The sequence below is a fragment of the Pseudomonas sp. RU47 genome, assembly GCF_004011755.1.
Lineage (GTDB): Bacteria > Pseudomonadota > Gammaproteobacteria > Pseudomonadales > Pseudomonadaceae > Aquipseudomonas.
Genome location: NZ_CP022411.1, coordinates 396,406 through 418,703, shown reverse-complemented (window position 1 = coordinate 418,703; position 22,298 = coordinate 396,406). Strand labels below are relative to the sequence as shown.

Sequence of the window (22,298 nt, the reverse complement as noted above, 5' to 3'; positions counted from 1 at the left end):
TTATCTAGTAGCCCGCATGACAACGCATCAGGGGTAACAAAGTATTTATCGCGAAAACACCCTAAAAACAGTCGAAATTTCCCAAAAAGGTGTTTCAAGCGCTTTCAGGTCTGTAACAAAAAGGTAACCGGGCCATCGTTGACCAAATGCACCTGCATATCGGCGCCGAATCTACCTGATGCCACAGTGCCATGCACCTGTTTCGCACTGCTTAATAGATAGTCGAACAATTCCTCGCCCAAGGCGGGAGGCGCGGCCGTCGAAAAGCTCGGGCGCAACCCGCTTTTGGTGTCGGCCGCGAGGGTGAACTGCGAGACCAGCAGCAACCCGCCACCGACATCGGCGAGGGACAAGTTCATCTTGCCCTCCGCATCACTGAATACCCGATAGTTAAGCAGTTTATGCAGAAGTTTGTCGGCGCTGGTACGCGTGTCGTCGGGTTCGACCGCCACCAGCACCAGCAAACCGTGATCTACCGCGCCTACCACCTCACCCGCGACTTCGACCCGCGCACCGCGAACGCGCTGTAAAAGGCCCTTCATGCTTCTTCGGGCGGCAGGTCGAGCAGGCGCCGGGCCATGTTGCCCGCCGCGCGCACCAGTGCATCGGTGATGCCCGGTTCAGAGGCCGCGTGACCGGCGTCGCGGATCACCTGCAGTTCGCTGTTCGGCCACGCTTGATGCAATTCCCAGGCATTGTCGAGCGGGCAGATCACATCGTAACGACCGTGAATGATCACGCCCGGCAGATGAGCGATCTTGCCCATGTCGCGAATCAGCTGGTTCGGCTCAAGGAAGGCGTTGTTGGTGAAGTAGTGGCATTCGATCCGCGCGATCGACAGCGCGCGCTGCGGCTCGGAGAAACGATCGACCACCAGCGGGTTCGGCCGCAGAGTCGCGGTGCGCCCTTCCCAGGTCGACCAGGCTTTGGCCGCGTGCATCTGGGCGATCTGGTCGTTGCCGGTCAGACGTTTGTGGAAAGCGCTGAGCAGATCGTCGCGCTCGTCCAGCGGAATCGGCGCGATGTAGTCCTGCCAGTAATCGGGGAACAGTCGGCTGGCACCGGCCTGATAGAACCACTCGATTTCCTGCGGGCGGCAGAGAAAGATCCCACGCAGGATCAGCCCGTGTACACGCTCAGGGTGTGTCTGCGCATAAGCCAGCGCCAGGGTCGAACCCCACGAGCCGCCAAACAGCACCCATTTATCGATGCCCAAGTGTTTGCGGATGCGCTCAAGGTCGGCGACCAGATCCCAGGTGGTGTTGTTTTCCAGGCTCGCATGCGGGGTGGAGCGACCGCAGCCGCGCTGGTCGAAAGTGACAATACGGTAAAGATTCGGATCGAAATAGCGACGGCTCTGCGCGTCGCAACCAGCGCCGGGGCCGCCATGAATGAACACAACCGGCAAACCCTCCGGTGAGCCGCTTTCGTCGACATACAGCGTATGGGTGTCATCGACAGCCAGATCGTGCCGGGCGTGAGGTTTGATCTGCGGAAACAAAGTCTGCATTGCGCGCTCCGTAAGGGGTCGAGGTCATCCCTGGGGGGACTTCTATTATTCTGCCGTTGGGCATCATAAACCCGATTTACGTCAATGAGCATGCTCCAGAGCAGTCACCGTTTGTCAGCCGTAAACTTCGCAGGCTGGACACCATCCTGTGGGAGCGAGCCTGCTCGCGAATGCGGTGTGTCATTCAACGTAGATGTTGGCTGAATGGACGCCTTCGCGAGCAGGCTCGCTCCCACAGGGGTTACGCGGCGTAGTGAGACTTTGCCCACGCCAGATAGCCTTGCAGCAGTTGCTTGAGCACTACTTGCGTCGGCTCGGCCAGATCGGCGCGATAGCGGAACGGTTCGAACTCTTCCATGTAGGTGCTCTGGCACAACTCCAGTTGCACCGCGTGGATGTTCTCGGCCGGGTTGCCGTATTGGCGGGTGATGTGGCCGCCCTTGAAGCGGCCGTTGAGCACGTGGCTGTAGTTGCTGTGGCCGGCGCAGATTGCTTCGAGCTGACTGGCCAGTTGCGGATCACAACTGGCGCCGTTGAAGGTACCGAGGTTGAAGTCCGGCAGTTTACCGTCGAACAGGTGCGGGATGATCGAACGGATCGAGTGCGCATCGAACAATAGCGCGTAACCGAATTCGGCTTTCAACCGCGCCAGCTCTTCCTGAAGCGTGCGGTGATACGGTGTCCAGATTTGCTCAAGATAAGTTGCGCGCTCTTGTTTCGACGGCTCGTGCCCTTCGCGGAACAACGGAATGCCATCGAACAGCGTCGCCGGGTACAGTCCGGTGGTGGCGCCGGCGTACAGCGGTTTGTCGTCGGAGGGCCGGTTCAAATCGATGACAAACCGTGAGTACTCTGCGGCCAACGTGCTGGCGCCCAGTTCTTCGGCGAAGTCGTAAAGCTGGGGGATATGCCAGTCAGTGTCCGGAAGGCTTTTCGCATCGGCGATCAACCCGGCGTCCACCGCTGGGGTCAGGCGCACACCGGCATGGGGCATGCTGATCAGCAGCGGCACGCGACCTTGTTTGAAGTTCAGAACCTTATCCACAACCGCTCTCCTACAGACTTGATTCGACGCCGTGGCGCACGACGCGTTTGTCCAGATCACCGCCGAGCCAATAGGCCAGGTCCGCCGGACGATCGATGTGCCAGGCAACGAAATCCGCGACCTTGCCGACTTCCAGCGAACCGTGGCTAGCCGCCATGCCCAGCGCTTGCGCAGCGTGAATTGTCGCGCCGGCCAGGGCTTCTTCCGGAGTCATGCGGAAGCACGTGCAGGCCATGTTCAGCATCAGCCGCAATGACAGCGCCGGCGAGGTGCCGGGGTTGAGGTCGCTGGCGATGGCGATTTTCACCTTGTGCTTGCGCAGGGCGTCCATTGGCGGCAACTGGGTCTCACGCAGGAAGTAGAACGCGCCTGGCAGCAGCACGGCGACGGTGTCGGACTCAGCCATGGCGATGGCGTCGGCCTCGTCCATGAACTCCAGATGATCGGCGGACAACGCCTTGTATCGAGCAGCAAGACTGGAGCCGTGCAGCGACGACAATTGCTCGGCGTGCAGCTTCACCGGCAGACCAAGTTTTTGCGCGGCGATGAACACGCGCTCGACTTGCTCTGGCGAGAACGCCAGGTATTCGCAGAAGGCATCCACGGCGTCGACCAGACCTTCAGCCGCTAGGGCCGGGAGCATCTCGGAGCAAATCAGATCGATGTAATCGTCGGCGCGATCCTTGTACTCCGGTGGCAACGCGTGGGCGGCGAGGCAGGTGCTGCGCACGCTGATCGGCAACTCTTTGGACAGGCGACGGATGACCCGGAGGATCTTGCGTTCATTGGCCAGATCGAGGCCGTAGCCGGATTTCATCTCGACCGTGGTCACGCCATCGCGCATCAGGCTTTTCAGACGCTTGGCGGCGCTGGCGAACAGCTCGTCTTCAGTCGCTTCGCGCGTCGCGCGCACGGTGCTGGCGATGCCACCACCGGAGGCTGCGATCTCGGCGTAGCTGACGCCTTGCAGACGTTTTTCGAATTCGCCGCTGCGATTGCCGCCGAACACGGTGTGGGTGTGGCAGTCGATCAGGCCGGGGGTGACCCACGCGCCTTGCAGGTCGTTGACCGCCGGGTATTCACCGGAGGGCAATTGATTGCGCGGGCCGATCCACTCGATGAGCGCACCGGACGTCACGATGGCCGCATCCTCGATGATCGAGTAGACGCCTTGCGCCATGGTTGCGACGTGGCAGTGTTGCCAGAGGGTTTTCACTGTTGGCCTCCGTTGGGGTTGGTTTGGTGGGTGGTCTTGAAAGCCCCTCACCCTAGCCCTCTCCCGGTGGGAGAGGGGACTGACCGTGTTGTTCTGTCGAGGTACATCGACCTGAAATTTTTGAGCCGAACTCAGGCTCTGAAAACCACGAAGATCGGCTCCCTTCCCCCTCTCCCCCCTGGGGGAGAGGGCTGGGGTGAGGGGGATCGATGTCTCGAACAACAAAAATCCCCCTGACAGTCCACTTACAAACTAGGCAAAAGCTCTGCCGAAACCAGCTCGGTCAAACACCGCGAAGCCAACAGTTCAGTCGCCGCATTGATGTCCGGAGCAAAAAACCGGTCCTTCTCATAAAACGGCACTTCCTTACGCAAAATCGCCCGCGCCTGTTCCAGCTTCGCCGAGGTCTTCAGACCGTTGCGCAGATCCAGCCCCTGCACCGCCGCCAGCCATTCCACCGCGAGAATGCCGCGAGTGTTTTCGGCCATTTCCCACAGACGTTTGCCGGCCGCCGGGGCCATCGATACATGGTCTTCCTGGTTAGCCGAGGTCGGCAGACTGTCCACCGAATGCGGATGCGACAACGCCTTGTTTTCGCTGGCCAGTGCCGCCGCAGTTACTTGAGCAATCATGAAACCGGAGTTCACGCCGCCATTGGCGACGAGGAACGGCGGCAGCTGGGACATGTGCTTGTCCATCATCAGCGAGATGCGGCGCTCGCTCAGCGAGCCGATTTCGGCGATAGCCAGGGCCATGTTGTCAGCGGCCATGGCCACCGGTTCGGCGTGGAAGTTACCGCCGGAAATCACGTCGCCTTCAGCGGCGAAGACCAGCGGGTTATCCGATACAGCGTTGGCTTCGACCGCCAGTACTTCAGCGGCCTGACGGAACTGCGTCAGGCAGGCGCCCATGACTTGTGGCTGGCAGCGCAGCGAATACGGATCCTGCACCTTCTCGCAGTTCTGGTGCGAGTCAGAGACTTCGCTGCGCTCACCGAGCAGATCACGATAAGCAGCAGCCGCATCGATCTGCCCTTTCTGGCCACGCGCCGCGTGAATGCGTGCATCGAACGGCGAGCGCGAGCCCAATACCGCTTCAACGGTCAGACCACCCAGCGCCAGTGCGCCCGCGAACAAATCTTCACCCTCAAACAAACCACGCAGGGCGAACGCCGTGGAAACCTGAGTACCGTTGAGCAGCGCCAGACCTTCTTTAGCCGCTAAAGTCAGCGGCGTCAGGCCAGCAACTTTCAGCGCTTCAACGGCTTCCATCCACTCACCCTTGTAACGCGCCTTGCCTTCGCCCAGCAGCACCAGCGACATGTGCGCCAACGGTGCCAGATCGCCCGAAGCACCCACCGAACCTTTCAGCGGAATATGCGGATAGACCTCGGCATTGATCAGCGCGATCAGCGCATCGATCACCACGCGGCGAATGCCGGAGAAACCACGGCTGAGGCTGTTGACCTTGAGCACCATGATCAGTCGCACCAAGTCATCGCTGATCGGCTGGCCAACACCGGCAGCGTGGGACAGCACCAGCGAGCGCTGCAGGTTTTCCAGGTCTTCGCTGGCGATGCGGGTCGAGGCCAGCAGGCCGAAACCGGTGTTGATGCCGTAAGCGGTGCGATTCTCGGCGAGGATCTGCTCGACGCAGGCGACGCTGGCTTCGATCTGCGCCGAGGCGCTGTTGTCGAGCGTCAGCTTGACCGGGTTCTGGTAGACATCACGCAGTTGGGCCAGGCTCAGTTGGCCGGGAATCAGGTTCAGCGCAGTCATTTTGTGCTCCTTTTGAGAGTTTGTTATTAACTCGCCAGACGCTCCGGAGATGTCCGTTGTCCGTCGCGTCTCGCCTTTTGGGGAGTCGCGCCTTGGCACGCTGGCGTGGGTATTGTCAGTGCAGATTCGGTAATACGTTGTGCAGCGAATTCGGGTTTTTCAAAACGTTCGCGGCGGCGGCGATATCCGGCGCCAGCCAGCGATCCTGGTCGTAGGCAGGAACCGTTTCGCGCAGCAGTCGCCACGCGCGGTCAGTGCCCGCGCCAAAGCGCTGTTCCTTGAGGAATTCAAACGCCTGCGCCGCCAGCAGATATTCGATGGCGAGAATCTGCGTGCAGTTTTCCAGCGCACGATGCAGCTTCAGCGCGGCGTTGGTGCCCATGCTCAAGTGATCTTCCTGCAGGCCCGAGGTGATGTAGTTGTCGAGCACCGCCGGTTGCGCCAATTGGCGGTTCTCCGCACACAGCGACGCAGCGACGTACTGGACGATCATCATCCCCGAGTTCACCCCGGGATTGGCCACCAGAAACGCTGGCAGACCGCTGACGTGTGGATTGACCAGACGATCAAGACGACGCTCGGCGATCGAGCCGATTTCGGCCATGGCAATCGCCAGCAAATCCGCCGCCATCGCCACCGATTGGCCGTGCGGGTTGGCTTGCGACATCACCCGGAAATTGTCCGGTGTGCCGAGCAACAGCGGGTTGTCGGTGCAGCCGTTAAGTTCGGCTTCGACCTGTTTGATCGCATGTTCCAGTTGATCGCGTGCAGCGCCGTGCACCTGCGGGATCGAGCGAATACTCAGCGCATCCTGAGTGCGAATGCCTTTGCTCGACGCAATCACTTCACTGCCATCGAGCAAGGCGCGTAGATTGATGCCGACCTGCTGCATGCCCGGGTGCGGTTTCAGCGCGATGATCTCAGCGTCGAACGCATCGATCTGGCCGCGCTGGGCTTCGAAACTCATTGCGCCGATCACATCGGCCCATTGCACCAATCGTGTCGCATCGGCAATCGCCAGACAGCTGAGGCCGGTCATGCACGGCGTGCCGTTGACCAGGCACAAACCGTCCTTCGCACCCAGTAGCACCGGCTTCAAGCCTTCTTCGGCCAATGCCTGTTGCGCCGAAGTGATCTGCCCGCGATAGCTGACATTGCCGACGCCGAGCAGCGCGATGCCGATATGTGCCATGTGCGTCAGGTAACCCACCGAACCTTGCGACGGCACTTGCGGGGTAATGCCGCGATTGAGCAGCGCCAGCAGCGCTTCGACGACCCGGCGGTGGATGCCGGATTTGCCGTGGCTGTAGTTGTGAATCGCTGCGCAGATGATCGCGCGGGTCTGCTCGTCGGCGAGTACCGGGCCAACGCCGCAGGCATGGCTGAGCAAGGTGTTGCGCGAGAGCTGGCTGAGTTGTTCGTCTTTCAGGGAAACGTTGGACAAACCGCCCAGGCCGGTGTTGACGCCATAGGCACGCTCGCCGCTTTCGACGATGCGCTGGACGATGCCTTGCGCATTTTCGATGCGCGCCCAAGTGTCGCTGGACAACTCGAGAAGCGCACCGTGACGGGCGACAGCGACCACGTCCTGCCAGCGCAGAGGGGCACCGGTGATAATGATTTTTTCAGCCTGGGACATCTAAAAAACCTCTTGAACAAGATCGTTCCCACGCTCTGCGTGGGAATGCCGCCTGGGACGCTCCGCGTCCCGACTTCTGCTCTGTGCAGGGTGACGCGGAGCGTCACGGGATGCATTCCCACGCAGAGCGTGGGAACGAGCGTCAGACCACCGCCGCCCGCCGCTGCACGAACCGGTCAACATACTCATCCGCCGGCGAATGCAGAATCTCTCTCGGCGTGCCGACCTGAATCAGCCGGCCATCCTTGAGAATCGCGATGCGGTTACCAATACGCACCGCTTCGTCGAGGTCATGGGTGATGAAGACAATGGTCTTGTGCAAAGTCTTTTGCAGCTCCAGCAACTGGTCCTGCATCTCCGCGCGGATCAGCGGATCCAGGGCACTGAACGCCTCATCCATGAGGATGATGTCGGTGTCCGCCGCCAAAGCGCGGGCCAAACCGACACGCTGACGCATGCCGCCAGAGAGCTGGTGCGGGTATTTGTTTTCGTAGCCTTTGAGGCCGACGGTGTTGATCCAGTGCAGCGCGCGTTCCGCGCACATTTGCTTGCTCTCGCCACGCACTTTCAGGCCGTAGGCGACGTTGTCGAGCACGCTCTTGTGCGGCAGCAGGCCGAAGCTCTGGAACACCATGCTGATCTTGTGTCGGCGAAATTCGCGCAGGGCGTCCATGTCGTATTGCAGGATGTCGACGCCATCGACGAGGATCGCCCCGCTGGTGGGATCGATCAGCCGATTGAAGTGGCGCACCAAGGTCGATTTTCCCGAGCCGGACAGACCCATGATCACGAAGATCTCACCAGTGCCGATGCTCAGCGACAGGTCATTAACGCCGACCACACAACCGGTCTCGCTCAGCACCTGATCCTTGGTCTTGCCCTGGCCAACCATGGCCAAGGCATCCTTGGCACGGTTGCCGAAAATCTTGAAGACGTTTTTGACTTCGATCTTGCTCACGGTTGCGTTGCTCATTTGCTCACCTCATGCCGTGGCCGACCGTACGCCTGAGTAATGCGGTCGATGACCACTGCGAGAATCACGATCGCCAGACCGGCCTCGAGGCCGCGCCCGACGTTGAGGGTCTGAATCCCCACCAGCACATCTTCGCCCAGACCACGGGCGCCGATCATCGAGGCGATCACCACCATCGACAGGGCCATCATGGTGGTCTGGTTGATCCCGGCCATGATGCTCGGCAGGGCCAGCGGCAGTTGCACGCCGAACAGTTGCTGCCAGCGGTTAGCGCCGAACGCATTGATCGCTTCCATCACTTCGCCGTCAACCTGGCGAATGCCCAGATCAGTCAGGCGAATCAGCGGCGGTGCGGCGTAGATCACCGTGGCGAAAATCGCCGGGACCTTGCCCAGACCGAACAGCATCAGCACCGGGATCAGGTATACGAAACTTGGCATGGTTTGCATGATGTCGAGCAGCGGCATCAGCACCGAACGCAGGCGATTGCTGCGCGCCGAGAGAATCCCCAGCGGAATGCCGATCAGCACCGAAATGATCGTCGCGACCATCATCAGCGCCAGTGTCTGCATGAGCTTGTCCCACAAGCCAACGGCGCCGACCAGGAACAATAGACCGACGATGACCGCCGTGGTCACGACTTTACGCGTGGCATGCCAGGCAACCACACCGACGATGGCCAGCATCAACCACCACGGTGCGGCACGCAGCAGGCCTTCAAGATTGACGATGGCCCAGAGCAGCGTGTCGGAGATGTGGCGGAACACATCACCGTAGTTGGTCACCAGCGAATCGACCCAACCGTTGACCCAGTCGGCGATGGAAAAGGTAAAGCTTTCGGGAAACATAAGCGGCTCTCAATCAGAAATCTCAATCAAGCGTTTACGGCATATCTCCCGGCCAGCCTCACGGTTGACCGGGAGGTATCGACCTACAGCGCCGCGTCGATTTTCCTGGCAGCGTCTTCACTGACCCACGCATGCCAGACCTCAGGATGTTCCTTGAGGAAGATTTTCGCCAGTTTTGGCGACTCGATACGTTCCTTGGCCATGCGGCCCAGGTTCTGGTTCAGCAAGTCGATCGGCAGGTTGACCTTTTCCAGCACAGCGACCAGTTCCGGGGCTTCGTCGTGGAAGGTTTTCGACAGGCCGACCTTGATACTCACGGTCTTGTCGACGCCGGGTTTTTCTTCGAGCTTGACCAGATCCACCTGGCCCATCAGCGGGGTTGGCGACCAGTAGTAAAACAGGATCGGCTCGCCACGCTTGTAGCTCGACAGCACCGCCGCATCCAGCGCAGGGCCTGTGCCCGGACGGAAGTTGGTATAGCTGCTTTCGAGGCCATAGCTTTTCAGCATTTCGCTGTTATCCAGCTCGCAGGTCCAGCCGGCCGGGCAGTTGTAGAAACGGCCCTTGGACGGCTCTTCAGCGTCCTTGAACACGGCGGCGTATTTGCCCAGATCAGCGATGTTTTTCAGGTCCGGGGCTTTCGGCTCAAGCTTGCGCTTGGCGTCGCCTTCGATCACGTAACGCGGCACGTACCAGCCTTCCACCGCGCCGACGACCGGAGCGCCGACACCGACGACCTTGCCGGCCTTCTCGGCCTTGTTCCAGACCTCGCTGCGGCCGACCCACTCTTCGGCGAACACTTGAATATCGTTGCTACTCAGGGCGTTTTCCATGGTGATGGAGTTACCCGGCAGGCTGTCGGTCTTGCAGTCGTAACCTTTCTCCAGCACCACTTGCAGGACGTCGGTCAGCAGCATGCCGCTTTCCCAGTTCAGGCCGGCGAATTTCACCGGTTTGCCTGATTCGCACCAGCCAGCAGCTTGGGTCGCACCGGCACTGGCCAGCAGGCCCATGGACAGCAATGTGGTCAGCAGGGTCTTGTTCGATTTCATTGTTGTGACGCTCCTAATCATGAATTGGCTTACGGCAGTCAAGAGGCATCCAGCCCTGTCCACGTCCAAATCAGGCCTGCGCCGCAGCGCGACCGGCCCCGCTTGTTTTAGGTTGTACAACGCTGTTCTGCTCGACCGGCAGAATCAGTTGATCGGGTACCGCGCTGTGCCATTTTTTTGCACACACGTAGTAGACGACGGCCGGCAGCACCAGGCCGATGATCCAGGAGATATCCACATCACCGAGGGCAGCCACCAACGGGCCGGTGTAGAACTTGGTGGAGATGAACGGCAACTGCACCAGCACACCGAACACGTAGACGCTGATGCCGAGCAGGTTCCAGCGACCGTAACGACCGTTCGGATCGGCCAGTGCCGGCACGTCATAACGCTCACGGGTGATGCAGTAGTAATCCACCAGGTTGATCGCGCTCCACGGTGTGAAGAACGCGAGCAGGAACAGGATGAAAGACTTGAACGCACCGAGGAACGAGTGCTGACCGAGCAGCGCAATCAGAGTAGCGGCGCCGACGATCACCAGCACGAACACCAGACGCTGCATCCGGGTCACCGTCAGATGGCCTTTGAAACCACTGATGATGGTCGCGATGCACATGAAGCTGCCGTAGGAATTCAGCGTCGAGATGGTCACCTTGCCGAACGCGATGCTGAAGTACAGCAGCGCAGCGGTGGCACCGGTGCCGCCCAGGCCGACGATGTAGGCAACTTCGTGACCGGCGAACTGGCCGTTGGCCGAAGCCGCAGCGAACACACCGAGGATCATCGCCACTTGCGCACCGACCACCGAGCCGGCACCGGCGGCGAAGAAAGTTTTGACCGCCGAGGTATTGCTCGGCAGGTAACGGGAATAGTCAGCCACGTAGGGGCCGAAAGCGATCTGCCAAGAGGCCGCGAGCGACACCGCGAGGAGGAAGCTGCTCCAGCTGAAATGACGGATTTGCAGAAGTGCACCGACGTCGGTCTGGCTCATCAGGCGCCAGAACAGGAACACGAAAGCGATCACGCCAATCACGCTGGCGACACGGCCGATCCAGTGGATCACCCGATAGCCGAGCACCGTGACTACCACGATTACGCTAGCGAAAATCAGGATGCCAACGCTGTCGCTGACGTTAAACAACTGCCCCAGCGCCTGGCCGGAAAGTACCGTGCCCGTCGCGGTGAAGCCCAGGTACATCAGGCACACCAGCACGATCGGGATTGCCGCGCCGTAAACGCCAAACTGCACGCGGCTGGAAATCATCTGCGGCAGGCCCAGTTTCGGTCCTTGCGCGGCATGCAGCGCCATCACCCCGCCGCCGAGCAGTTGACCGATCAACAGACCGATCAACGACCAGAACACATCACCGCCCAGCACCACGGCCAAGGCCCCGGTGACAATCGCCGTGATTTGCAGGTTGGCACCCATCCACAGGGTGAACTGGCTAAACAGACGACCGTGTCTTTCCGCTTCCGGGATGTAGTCGATCGAACGCCTTTCGATCAACGGTTTGTTACCTGCACGATCGGTGTTGACAGCCATGATTCAACCTCTGTGGATTGTTCCGGGTTTTGTTCTTTTTGGCTTTTGCAGGAGTGAGCCTGCTCGCGATTGCGATGGGTCAGTCAGCACATTTGCTGAATGTGCCGGCCTTATCGCGAGCAGGCTCACTCCTACAGGGGAAAGCATTACTTTCCGGTAATCATCGGCAGGTTCAGGCCCTGTTCCCTGGCGCAGTCGATGGCGATCTGGTAACCGGCATCGGCGTGACGCATGACTCCGGTAGCCGGGTCGTTGTGCAGCACGCGCGCAATGCGCTCGGCCGCGTCGTCAGTACCGTCGCAGACAATCACCATGCCCGAGTGCTGCGAGAAGCCCATGCCGACGCCGCCGCCGTGGTGCAGGGAAACCCAGGTCGCGCCGCTCGCGGTGTTGAGCAGTGCGTTGAGCAGTGGCCAGTCGGACACGGCGTCGGAACCGTCCTGCATCGATTCGGTTTCACGGTTCGGGCTGGCGACCGAGCCGGAGTCGAGGTGGTCGCGACCGATCACGATTGGCGCCGACAGCTCGCCGCTGCGGACCATTTCGTTGAAGGCCAGACCGAGCTTGGCGCGCAGGCCCAGGCCGACCCAGCAGATACGTGCCGGCAGGCCCTGGAAGCTGATGCGCTCGCGGGCCATGTCCAGCCAGTTGTGCAGGTGCGCGTCGTCCGGGATCAGCTCTTTGACCTTGGCGTCGGTTTTGTAGATGTCTTGCGGATCGCCCGACAGTGCCGCCCAACGGAACGGGCCGATGCCACGGCAGAACAGCGGACGGATGTAAGCCGGTACGAAACCCGGGAAGTCGAAGGCGTTTTCGACGCCTTCTTCCTGGGCCATCTGACGGATGTTGTTGCCGTAGTCGAAGGTCGGAATGCCTTGCTTCTGGAATTCCAGCATGGCTTTGACGTGCACGGCCATCGACTGCTTGGCGGCTTTGATCACAGCGGCCGGTTCGGTCTTGGCGCGAGCGCGGTATTCGTCCCAGGTCCAGCCGGCCGGCAGGTAACCGTTGAGCGGGTCGTGGGCGCTGGTCTGGTCGGTGACCATGTCCGGGCGTACGCCACGCTTGACCAGTTCCGGGAGGATTTCTGCGGCGTTACCCAGCAGGGCGATAGAGATCGCTTTGCCTTCTTTGGTGTATTTGTCGATGCGCGCCAGTGCGTCGTCGAGGTCTTTGGCTTGCTCGTCGACGTAACGGCTTTTCAGACGGAAATCGATGCTCACTTGTTGGCATTCGATGTTCAGCGAGCAAGCGCCGGCCAGGGTTGCCGCCAGAGGTTGTGCGCCGCCCATGCCACCGAGGCCAGCGGTCAACACCCACTTGCCGGTGAGGTTGTCGTTGTAGTGCTGGCGACCGGCTTCGACGAAGGTTTCGTAAGTACCTTGGACGATGCCCTGGCTGCCGATGTAGATCCAGCTGCCGGCGGTCATCTGGCCGTACATGGCCAGGCCTTTGGCGTCGAGTTCGTTGAAGTGCTCCCAGCTCGCCCAGTGCGGTACGAGGTTGGAGTTGGCGATCAGTACACGCGGGGCATTGCTGTGCGTCTTGAACACGCCGACCGGCTTGCCGGATTGCACCAGCAGGGTCTCGTCGTCATTCAGGTTGGTCAGGCTTTCGACGATCTTGTCGTAGCACTCCCAGTTACGCGCGGCGCGACCGATACCACCGTAAACCACCAGTTCTTTCGGGTTCTCGGCGACTTCCGGGTCGAGGTTGTTCATCAGCATGCGCAGCGGCGCTTCGGTCAGCCAGCTCTTGGCGGTCAGCTTGTTGCCGCGGGCAGCGCGGATCTCAACGTTGCGAAACTTTGTAGGCTTATTGTCAGTCACGAAAAAGACTCCTCAGCGATCAATTCAAACCAACCCTGGCAGTGGGCAAGCAGCCTGTGCGCTTCGATGCGCGACAAGCGAATCAGTGGACGCTGCGGAGAGTCTCGAGCGACTCATACGCATACGTCTTTACTTGTACATACAAGCATATGCAATCGAGCTGCCAACTTATTGGAGAGTCGCTCAAGAAAAATTGCGGACAGGGCTGGAGGGCGCCTGAATCGAGGGTTCTGGCGTGGATGAAATTTTTCGTGGGTCTTGAGGAAGGGGGTTAGAGATTGTTACGAAAGCGTGGTTTTGCGCCACGCTGGGGCGTTCGGTAACAAGTTGGTGCGTGGGTTGGGAACACCCCAAAAGCAAAAGATCGCAGCCTTCGGCAGCTCCTACATTGGGTTTGATGTACACCCTGTAGGAGCTGCCGAAGGCTGCGATCTTTTAAGATTTCGGAATCAGCGTGCAGTCAGTTCAATGACGCAGCAACCCGCATTGACGGAGACTTCGACCAACCCGGCGTTACCGTCCAATTGCAGGCAATCATGGCGACCGAGTTGCGATGCAGTGTCACCGACCTGAACGTCCAACAGCTCACTGACACTGAACACCAACACCGTACCCGCCGAACTGAAGAGCCGCTGCTCACCGTCCAGCCATTGCAACCGCGCGCTGTAACGCTGCGGGGCGTAAATCAGATTGAAGTCGCGAATTGCGCCGCCAAGCAGCGTGCACGACACCTGGCTTTCGCCACTGAAGGCGAACGGGTCGAGCGGTAACAGCGGCCGAGTATCGTCACCGTCGACGCACAGGGTCATGCCGTCACCCTGCAACACGGTGATCACCCGCTGATAACCGGCGAATGTTGAAAAACCACCGGATTCGGCGATGTCGGCAATCGATAGGCGCCAGCCAAAACCGTCCAGCCCGGCACCGGCATCACGGGTGATTTCTTCAGTGCTGCCGCCGCCGTTTTTCCACGGCATGCGCGGGTAGCCCTCGGCGCGTAAAACCTTCAAACCATTCATTTATGCTCTCTATTTATGAAACCGTCCTTCCAGACGGTGACGGGAACCCGGGTGAATCAATCGTGCTGCGGTCACCGGCTGACGCCCCGACCACGTGCGGCGACGAATCAGCAGGCACGGCTCGCCCTTTTCAATCTGCAGCAACTTGCATTCGGACGGCTCAGCGAGGATCGCTTCAACCACGTGCTCGCCTTCGGTCAGCGGCGCGACCTGATTGAGATAGGCGTAAGGCGTTTGCAGGGTGAAATCCTGCTTGAGGTATTCCGGGGCGACCAGCGCGTTGACGAAGCGGTCTTCGATTTGCACCGGAATATCGTTTTCGTAATGCACGATCAGCGAGTGGAACACCTTCTGCCCTTCGCGCATATCCAGCGCCAGTGCGCGCTCGGAACCGGCGGCCTCCTCTTCGAGGGTGATGACCTGGCAGGTGTGGCGATGGCCACGGGAGGCGATCTCGTCGGCGATGTTGTGCACTTCGAACAACGCGGACTGACTCTTCGGTTCGGCGACGAAAGTGCCGACGCCTTGCATGCGCACCAACAGACCATCAGCGGTCATCTCGCGCAGCGCGCGGTTGATGGTCATGCGGCTGAAACCGAGTTGATTGACCAGCTCGCTCTCGGACGGCACGCGGTAGTGCGGCGGCCAGTTTCCGCTGTCGATCTGCTGGGTGATCATCTGTTTGACGCGGGCGTACAAGGGCGCCGGACTGTCGCCCATGTTCGCGGCCAACGGGGAGACTGGAGGCGGAGTCGGCACGGTTGATCCCTGTTCTTTGGATGAAGGTTGCTAGCTTGCCGGAGTTTACCGGGCAGGCAAACGTCTGTATATGTATATACAAATAACACACGATGGGGTGCTGAACCATGTCCGCCTTCTTTGCCGAACGCGCGCTGCTGCCTAACGGATGGGCCAACAATGTACGTCTTGAAGTCAGCGCCGATGGCCTGCTGACCCAGATTCAGGCCGATTCCACCGCAGATGACGCCGAACGGCTGAGCGGCCCGCTGTTGCCGGGCATGCCTAATTTGCACTCCCACGCCTTCCAGCGAGCGATGGCGGGTCTGGCCGAAGTGGCCGGCAACCCGAACGACAGTTTCTGGACGTGGCGCGATCTGATGTATCGGCTCGTCGGAAAAATCAGCCCGGATCAGCTCGGCGTCATTGCCCGTCAGCTGTACATCGAAATGCTCAAGGCCGGTTACACATCGGTGGCCGAATTTCATTACGTGCATCACGACAGCAATGGTCAGCCGTATGCCGATCCGGCTGAGCTGGCGTTGCGCATCAGTCAGGCGGCGAGTGAAAGCGGCATCGGTCTGACCCTGTTGCCGGTGCTCTACAGCCACTCCGGTTTTGGCGGCCAGACGCCGAATGACGGCCAGCGCCGCTTCATCAACAGCACCGAAAATTACCTGAATCTGCAATCGCGTTTGCAGCCGTTACTGGCGCAGCAAAAGGCGCAGTCGCTGGGTCTGTGCTTCCACTCGTTGCGCGCGGTGACCCCGCAGCAGATCAGCGAAGTCTTGGCGGCCAGCGACAAGCAATGCCCTGTGCATATTCACATCGCCGAACAACAGAAAGAAGTCGACGACTGCCTGAGCTGGAGCGGTCGGCGTCCGCTGCAATGGCTGTACGAAAACACCGAAGTCGATCAGCGCTGGTGCCTGGTGCACGCGACCCACGCCAATCCGGAAGAAGTCACGCTGATGGCCAAGAGTCGCGCCATTGTCGGCCTGTGCCTGACCACCGAAGCGAACCTGGGTGACGGGATTTTCCCGGCAGTAGATTTCCTCGCTCAGGGCGGGCGCATGGGCATCGGTTCCGACAGCCATGTGTCGCTGAGCGTGGTGGAGGAATTGCGTTGGCTGGAATACGGCCAGCGTCTGCGTGATCAGCGCCGTAATCGTTTGTATGGCGCGGATCAGCCGATGGTTGGGCGCACGCTGTATGCCGCGGCGCTGGACGGTGGTGCGCAGGCGATGGGTCAGCCGGTTGGTGCGCTGGAAGTTGGCAAGCGGGCGGACTGGATTGTGCTCGATGGCAATGATCCGTATTTGGCGACCGCCAGCGGTGACGGGATTTTGAATCGCTGGTTGTTTGCCGGAGGGGATCGGCAGGTCCGCGATGTGTTGGTCAATGGCCAGTGGGTAGTGCGCGATGGCCGGCATGCAGGGGAAGAGGACAGTGCGCGTGCCTTCACCCAGGTTCTGCGCGACCTCCTCGGCTGACAGCTGATAGTTCCCACGCTCTGCGTGGGAATGCAGCCCGGGACGCTCTGCGTCCCACAAGCGGACGCAGAGCGTCCATTGAGACACTCCCACGCGGAGCGTGGGAGCGATCAGGATGGGTGATTAATTCGAGGTCTTGGCCATCTGCCGATCCGACGCGCGCCAGATCAAGCGCGTGGTGTCATAGCCCTGCTGACGCGCCTTGCTCAGCAGCTCTTCACGCACCACACCGTTGACGGTCGGCGTGCGCGACAGCAACCACATGTACTTGCGACTCGGGTCGCCGACGATGGCGGTCTTGTAGTCATCGCTGACGTACAACACCCAGTATTCACCTTTCGCCACACCCGGAATCAGACGCGAGAACCAGGTATCGAATTCGACCCAGAGCTTGTCGGTCTTGCCCGGCACCTGTGGATAAGCCGTGCCCTTGGCTTCTTCCCATTGCCAGTCCGGGGTCAGGCAGCGATTGAGCACCGCGACATTACCGTCAGGCTTGAGGGTGTAATGGGCTTCGGATTGCGCGCAATTGCGCTGGAAGTACATCGGCAAGCGCGCCAGTTCATACCAGGTGCCCTGATAACGCTTGAGATTGACGCTGTTGACGGTTTTCGGCGCCAACGGGTCGACGCCGGAACTGGCGCAGCCGGCCAGTACCAGGCCGGCAAAAAGGATCAGCAATAACCGCTTCATTTTTCTTCTCCGTGGGCGCGAAGCCCCGGTTTACTTCAGGCCTTGGCCGGAAAACATCAGCACTTTGTCACCGGCGTACTGCACGCTGATAAAGCTGTTTTTGTCGCCCCAGGTGCAACTGGACATGCCGAGCGCGCCCGAGCAATCGGTGGGCTTGCCGAGCAGGGTCTCGACTTCGGCCTTGGCCATGCCGGCCGAGAGCTTCGAGTAGTTTTCCTGATTGACCTTGCTGCATGCGGCCAACAGCACGCAAAACGTCAGAAGGGCGATAGATCGCAGCGACATGGTGTAACTCCTGGAACGAGGGGGGGATGGCATGGTGCCAACCAGAAGCTTAGAAGAGAAAACCCTCATCTGGTTCCGTGGGGGAATGGCTATTTATTAGCCCGCCCGTCTGGCATTTGCCGGTAAATCAGACACTTTGTAGGGCTATTGAGCATTTCGTCGCCTTTCGCCAAAGACGCCTAATCTTTGGCGCGCCGCGGTCGAAATAAGAGCAGCGCAAAGCCCCCGAGTGTGGCAAATTGCCGCCCTTTCTTGACCAGCCCCTTCGCGGTAGTTCATTCGATGACCAGAAACATGAAATTCAGCCACAAGATTTTGTTGGCTGCCGCCCTCGTGGTGGCCGTTGCGTTCGCCTGTTTCATTTTCTTCAACGACTATCGACAGCGCGAAGCCTTGAGCACGAGCACCGAAGCGTCGATGCAGGAGCTGGGCAGCCTGACCACCAGCAACATCCAGACCTGGCTGGAAAGTCGCATTCAGTTGCTGCAATCGCTGTCGCAGCAAGTGGCCGTCGACGGCAACGCCCCGGCCAGCCTGAAACGCATCATCGACCTGCCCGCCTACACCGGCAATTTCCAGCTCAGCTATTTCGGCGGAGCCGACGGCGTGATGTTCTCGGTACCGGCCGGCAACCGCGCGCCGGACTACGATCCACGTGCACGCGGCTGGTACAAAGCAGCGAACAGCGCGCAGCAGACCATCGTCACCGAACCGTACATCGCCGCGTCCTCGGGCAAACTGGTGATCACCGTTGCCACCCCGGTGCAGCGCCAGGGCCAGATGCTCGGCGTCGCCGGTGCCGACATCGATCTGACCAGCGTCAGCGCAATCATCAACTCGCTGAACTTCGGTGGCCACGGCCATGCATTCATCGTCAGTGCCGACGGCAAGATCCTGATCCACCCGGACAGCAAACTGGTGCTCAAGACCCTCGCCGAGGCCTACCCGAATGGCGCGCCAAAAGTCAGCCCGGGCCTGAAAGAAGTCGAGTTCGATGGCAAGACCCAACTGATCTCCTTCACCCGCGTCAACGGCGTGCCGTCGGCCGATTGGTACGTGGCGCTGGTGCTCGATAAAGACACCGCGTTCTCGATGCTCAGCGAATTCCGCACCTCGGCGCTGATCGCCATGATCATTGCCGTGGTGATCATCATCGCCCTGCTCGGCATGCTGATCCGCGTGCTGATGCAGCCACTGCTGACCATGGGCCGCGCGATGCACGACATCGCCGAAGGTGAAGGCGACTTGACCAAGCGTCTGGTCATCCACGGCAACGACGAATTCGGCGCGCTGGGCACCTCGTTCAACCGCTTCGTCGAACGTATCCACACCTCGATTCGCGAAGTATCGTCGGCCACCGGCCAGGTCAACGAAGTCGCCCTGCGTGTCGTCGCAGCGTCGAACTCGTCGATGTACAACTCCGACCAGCAAGCCTCGCGCACCAACAGCGTCGCTGCCGCGATCAACCAGCTCGGCGCCGCCGCGCAGGAAATCGCCCAGAACGCCGCCCTCGCCTCGCAGCATTCCAGCGACGCGCGCAGCCTTGCGGTCGACGGTCAGCAGGTTGTGGATAAAACCATCCAGGCCATGCAGCAGCTGTCGGCGAAGATCAGCGACTCCTGCGGCAACATCGAAACCCTGAACAGCAACACGGTGAACATCGGCCAGATTCTCGAAGTGATCACCAGCATTTCCCAGCAGACCAACCTGCTCGCGCTCAACGCTGCGATCGAAGCGGCACGAGCCGGTGAAGCCGGTCGTGGTTTCGCCGTGGTCGCCGATGAAGTGCGTAACCTCGCGCACCGCACCCAGGATTCGGCGCAGCAAGTGCAGAAGATGATCGAAGAGCTGCAAGTCGGCGCGCGCCAGGCGGTCAGCATCATGACCGAGAGCCAGCGCGAGAGCGAAAGCAGCGTCGGCATCGCCAACCAGGCCGGCGAGCGTCTGGGCAGCGTGACTCAGCGTATTGGCGAGATCGACGGGATGAACCAGTCGGTGGCCACCGCGACTGAAGAGCAGACGGCAGTGGTCGAGTCGATCAATGTCGATATCAACGAGATCAACACGCTGAATCAGGAAGGTGTGGAGAACTTGCAGGCGACGTTGCGCGCGTGCTCGGATCTGGAGCAGCAGGCGGCGCGGTTGAAGCAGTTGGTGGGTAGTTTCCGCATTTAAGCGGCGCTGCTTTTGGCGCCTTCGCGAGCAAGCTCGGCCCTACAATGGTTCTGTATGGTTCACAGATATCCTGTGGGAGCGGACTTGCCCGCGATGGCGGCATCAGCAACGAAAGAATTTGGAATTGAAACACGCTCGTCTGCTCGAACTGACGCTGGACTGAATTAAGACTAAACTCAGTCCCATTCAATTTAGCGGGGCTCAACCATGAAGCTTTCATCGCAAATCAAACCCATCAGTTACCTGAAAAGTCACACAGCCGAAATCGTCAAATCAATCACAGAAAGCCGCGAGCCGCTGGTAATCACTCAAAACGGTGAAGCCAAGCTAGTGGTGATGGATGTGAAAAGCTTTGAAGAGCAAGAAGGCACGATGGCCTTGTTGAAACTGTTGGCGATGGGTAATCGGGAGATTGAGGAAGGCAAGTTCAGTGATGCTGAAGATGTCTTTGCCGATTTGGACAAGGCCGATCATCAATGAGTTTAAAGGTCGTTATTCTCCAGTCCGCACAAGCAGATCTCAAAGAACTTCGCTCCTACCTCGTCAGACAGTTCTCATTTCAAATTTGGCAAAGCACTTATGCCGACCTCAAGACTGCGATTCTCGGCCTCGCAGATCTGCCTTATTCAGGATCAATCCCCGAAGAAATCGAGAAGCTCAATCTCGGCCAATACCGCCAGATTGTTTTGGGAAGGAACCGGATTATTTATGAGGTGCGAGAAAAAACGGTTTTCATCCATATCATTGTCGATACGCGAAAAAGCCTACCGGCACTGTTGATGAAACGGCTTCTACGAGGCAATCCTTGATTTAGAACCGTGATCCAGGCTGATCGAGAAACACCAACTCCTCCGCCGTAGACTCCCGCCCCAACACCGCATTGCGATGCGGAAACCGTCCAAACCGCGCAATCACTTTCTGATGCCGTTCAGCATAATCCAGATTATCGGCAAACACCGCGCGCTCACCTTCCGGCTGTTCAGCCACCAGCTCGATAAACCGGGAAACTGCCTCATTCTGCACCGCGAGGTTTTCGCAGTGTTCGAACACCAGATAAATGAATACACGCTGAATCGGCTTCAACTGCCGATCGAAATCCGCGGCAATACCTTGCGCGACGAGTTTCTGCGCGCGCAGATCACCGGAGAACGCTTTGGGAGTATCACGAAAGATCATTCGCGGCAGTTGATCGAGCAGTAGCACCACCGCCAGCCAACCTTCGGGACGTTGCGTCCACTCGGTCAATTCGCCAGCCAGGGCCTGATCGACAAAGACCCCGAAACGCTCACGCGCTTCGAGGTCTTGGCTGTCTCGCTTGCCAAACCACAACTTGCCCTTGTCAGCCGAGATCTCGTCCGGGGATTCGGCGTGTCCGAACCACCAATCGAGCAACGGCTGCCAGGGCGCGGTCATGGTTTATTCCTTGTGGTAGGCCGTAGCGCGTGCGACTTCTTCTTTCGAGCCGAGGAACACCGCTACACGCTGGTGCAGGCCTTCTGGCTGAATGTCGAGGATGCGCTGGTGACCGTCGGTCGACGCGCCGCCTGCTTGTTCCACCAGGAACGACATCGGGTTGGCTTCGTACATCAGACGCAGTTTGCCTGGCTTGGATGGCTCACGGCTGTCGCGCGGGTACATGAACAGACCGCCACGGGTCAGGATGCGGTGTACGTCGGCAACCATCGCCGCGACCCAACGCATGTTGTAGTTCTTTTTCAGCGGACCTTCTTCACCGGCCAGCAGCTCGCCCACGTAGCGTTGTACCGGGGCTTCCCAGTGACGCTGGTTGGACATGTTGATGGCGAATTCCTGGGTCGACTCAGGAATGGTGATGTCTTCGTGGGTCAGCACGAAGCTGCCCATTTCACGGTCGAGGGTGAAGCCTTTGACGCCGTCGCCCAGGGTCAGTACCAGCATGGTTTGCGGGCCGTAGATTGCGTAACCGGCGGCAACTTGCTGAGTGCCTGGCTGCAGGAACGCTTTCTCGTTCAGCGGCTCGTTCTGGCTCAGGTATTCGTTCGGGCAACGCAGTACCGAGAAGATGGTGCCGACCGGGGCGTTGATGTCGATGTTCGACGAGCCGTCCAGTGGGTCGAATACCAGCAGGTACGCGCCTTTCGGGTATTTGCCCGGGATCTGGTAGGCATTGTCCATTTCTTCGGACGCCATGCCGGCCAGGTGACCGCCCCATTCGTTGGCTTCGAGCAGGATCTCGTTGGAGATCACGTCGAGTTTCTTCTGCACTTCGCCTTGGACGTTTTCAGTGCCCATGCTGCCCAAAACACCACCCAGGGCGCCTTTGGACACGGCGTGGCTGATTTCTTTGCAAGCACGCGCGACCACTTCGATCAGGAAACGCAGATCGGCAGGAGTGTTATTGCTGCGGGTCTGCTCAATCAAATAGCGACTCAGGGTAACGCGGGACATGGACGGCTCCGGTGGAATGGGGGGCTAAAAACCCG

General features: G+C 59.8%; 21 protein-coding genes and 1 pseudogene. 5 read left to right on the top strand and 17 right to left on the bottom strand.

The genetic code is table 11. The features are described from left to right. Window positions 1-104: 104 nt before the first annotated feature. The 13 genes from dtd to hutC all read right to left on the bottom strand — a co-directional run bounded on the left by dtd (window position 105) and on the right by hutC (window position 15,172). Window positions 105-542: a D-aminoacyl-tRNA deacylase gene (gene dtd, locus CCX46_RS01895; RefSeq protein ID WP_007909321.1), complete on the bottom strand. Its 438-nt coding sequence runs from the start codon at window positions 540-542 to the stop codon at window positions 105-107. After that, window positions 539-1,510 carry a prolyl aminopeptidase gene (gene pip, locus CCX46_RS01890; RefSeq protein ID WP_008080611.1) on the bottom strand — a complete coding sequence of 324 codons (972 nt, stop codon included), beginning with the start codon at window positions 1,508-1,510 and terminating at the stop codon, window positions 539-541. Before pip ends, dtd begins: the two co-directional genes overlap by 4 nt. 241 nt (window positions 1,511-1,751) lie before the next feature. Continuing rightward, on the bottom strand, window positions 1,752-2,555 hold the full coding sequence (gene hutG / locus CCX46_RS01885) for an N-formylglutamate deformylase (protein ID WP_127925514.1): 804 nt from the start codon (window positions 2,553-2,555) through the stop codon (window positions 1,752-1,754). Window positions 2,556-2,565: 10 nt separating this feature from the next. Continuing rightward, a complete protein-coding gene (gene hutI, locus CCX46_RS01880) occupies window positions 2,566-3,771 on the bottom strand; it encodes an imidazolonepropionase (RefSeq protein WP_127925513.1) in 1,206 nt (401 codons plus the stop codon). Window positions 3,772-4,016: 245 nt separating this feature from the next. Further along, window positions 4,017-5,549, bottom strand: a complete 1,533-nt coding sequence (gene hutH, locus CCX46_RS01875) for a histidine ammonia-lyase (protein ID WP_127925512.1) — start codon at window positions 5,547-5,549, stop codon at window positions 4,017-4,019. Window positions 5,550-5,664: 115 nt separating this feature from the next. Next, window positions 5,665-7,188: an HAL/PAL/TAL family ammonia-lyase gene (locus CCX46_RS01870; RefSeq protein WP_127925511.1), complete on the bottom strand. Its 1,524-nt coding sequence runs from the start codon at window positions 7,186-7,188 to the stop codon at window positions 5,665-5,667. Between the two features lie 142 nt (window positions 7,189-7,330). Next, window positions 7,331-8,161: a quaternary amine ABC transporter ATP-binding protein gene (locus CCX46_RS01865; protein WP_127925510.1), complete on the bottom strand. Its 831-nt coding sequence runs from the start codon at window positions 8,159-8,161 to the stop codon at window positions 7,331-7,333. Continuing rightward, window positions 8,158-9,009 carry an ABC transporter permease gene (locus CCX46_RS01860; protein ID WP_007949591.1) on the bottom strand — a complete coding sequence of 284 codons (852 nt, stop codon included), beginning with the start codon at window positions 9,007-9,009 and terminating at the stop codon, window positions 8,158-8,160. The genes CCX46_RS01865 and CCX46_RS01860 overlap by 4 nt, the downstream gene beginning before the upstream one ends. An 83-nt stretch (window positions 9,010-9,092) precedes the next feature. Further along, a complete protein-coding gene (locus CCX46_RS01855; RefSeq protein WP_095120748.1) occupies window positions 9,093-10,061 on the bottom strand; it encodes an ABC transporter substrate-binding protein in 969 nt (322 codons plus the stop codon). Between the two features lie 70 nt (window positions 10,062-10,131). Beyond that, window positions 10,132-11,604 (bottom strand): purine-cytosine permease family protein, encoded by a 1,473-nt coding sequence (locus CCX46_RS01850; RefSeq protein WP_095120749.1) that lies wholly within the window; start codon window positions 11,602-11,604, stop codon window positions 10,132-10,134. A gap of 146 nt (window positions 11,605-11,750) precedes the next feature. After that, the gene (hutU, locus tag CCX46_RS01840; RefSeq protein ID WP_127925509.1) at window positions 11,751-13,433 is read right to left on the bottom strand and encodes a urocanate hydratase; all 1,683 of its coding nucleotides are present in this window, start codon (window positions 13,431-13,433) and stop codon (window positions 11,751-11,753) included. A gap of 449 nt (window positions 13,434-13,882) precedes the next feature. Continuing rightward, a complete protein-coding gene (locus CCX46_RS01835) occupies window positions 13,883-14,452 on the bottom strand; it encodes a HutD/Ves family protein (RefSeq protein ID WP_127925508.1) in 570 nt (189 codons plus the stop codon). Window positions 14,453-14,461: 9 nt separating this feature from the next. Then, window positions 14,462-15,172 carry a histidine utilization repressor gene (hutC, locus tag CCX46_RS01830; protein WP_163013658.1) on the bottom strand — a complete coding sequence of 237 codons (711 nt, stop codon included), beginning with the start codon at window positions 15,170-15,172 and terminating at the stop codon, window positions 14,462-14,464. A gap of 146 nt (window positions 15,173-15,318) precedes the next feature. Between hutC and CCX46_RS01825 the strand changes: the two genes are divergently transcribed. Next, entirely contained in the window at window positions 15,319-16,683 is a 1,365-nt protein-coding gene (locus CCX46_RS01825) for a formimidoylglutamate deiminase (RefSeq protein WP_127925507.1), read from the top strand. 123 nt (window positions 16,684-16,806) lie between these two features. Here CCX46_RS01825 and CCX46_RS01820 read toward each other — a convergent pair whose 3' ends face one another. Then, entirely contained in the window at window positions 16,807-17,376 is a 570-nt protein-coding gene (locus CCX46_RS01820) for a lipocalin family protein (protein ID WP_116029265.1), read from the bottom strand. Window positions 17,377-17,406: 30 nt separating this feature from the next. Next, complete coding sequence (locus tag CCX46_RS01815) at window positions 17,407-17,661, bottom strand: hypothetical protein (RefSeq protein ID WP_003220802.1); 255 nt, start codon at window positions 17,659-17,661, stop codon at window positions 17,407-17,409. 282 nt (window positions 17,662-17,943) lie between these two features. Here CCX46_RS01815 and CCX46_RS31075 point away from each other — a divergent pair. From CCX46_RS31075 to CCX46_RS01800, 4 genes and pseudogenes are all read left to right on the top strand, one after another. After that, window positions 17,944-18,978 (top strand): annotated as a pseudogene (locus CCX46_RS31075) (HAMP domain-containing protein); the annotation flags it as partial. A 93-nt stretch (window positions 18,979-19,071) separates the two neighbouring features. Beyond that, the gene (locus tag CCX46_RS31070) at window positions 19,072-19,836 is read left to right on the top strand and encodes a methyl-accepting chemotaxis protein (RefSeq protein ID WP_371920137.1); all 765 of its coding nucleotides are present in this window, start codon (window positions 19,072-19,074) and stop codon (window positions 19,834-19,836) included. A 207-nt stretch (window positions 19,837-20,043) separates the two neighbouring features. After that, window positions 20,044-20,316, top strand: a complete 273-nt coding sequence (locus CCX46_RS01805) for a type II toxin-antitoxin system Phd/YefM family antitoxin (protein WP_127925505.1) — start codon at window positions 20,044-20,046, stop codon at window positions 20,314-20,316. Beyond that, window positions 20,313-20,645, top strand: coding sequence for a type II toxin-antitoxin system RelE/ParE family toxin (locus tag CCX46_RS01800; RefSeq protein ID WP_127925504.1), 333 nt, complete (start codon window positions 20,313-20,315; stop codon window positions 20,643-20,645). The genes CCX46_RS01805 and CCX46_RS01800 overlap by 4 nt, the downstream gene beginning before the upstream one ends. A gap of 1 nt (window position 20,646) precedes the next feature. Here the strand turns inward: CCX46_RS01800 and CCX46_RS01795 are convergent, their stop codons facing one another. Together CCX46_RS01795 and CCX46_RS01790 are read right to left on the bottom strand one after the other, a co-directional pair. After that, window positions 20,647-21,249, bottom strand: coding sequence for a DUF924 family protein (locus tag CCX46_RS01795; RefSeq protein WP_127925503.1), 603 nt, complete (start codon window positions 21,247-21,249; stop codon window positions 20,647-20,649). Window positions 21,250-21,252: 3 nt separating this feature from the next. Beyond that, window positions 21,253-22,263, bottom strand: coding sequence for a class 1 fructose-bisphosphatase (locus CCX46_RS01790; RefSeq protein ID WP_007909265.1), 1,011 nt, complete (start codon window positions 22,261-22,263; stop codon window positions 21,253-21,255). Window positions 22,264-22,298 lie beyond the last annotated feature (35 nt).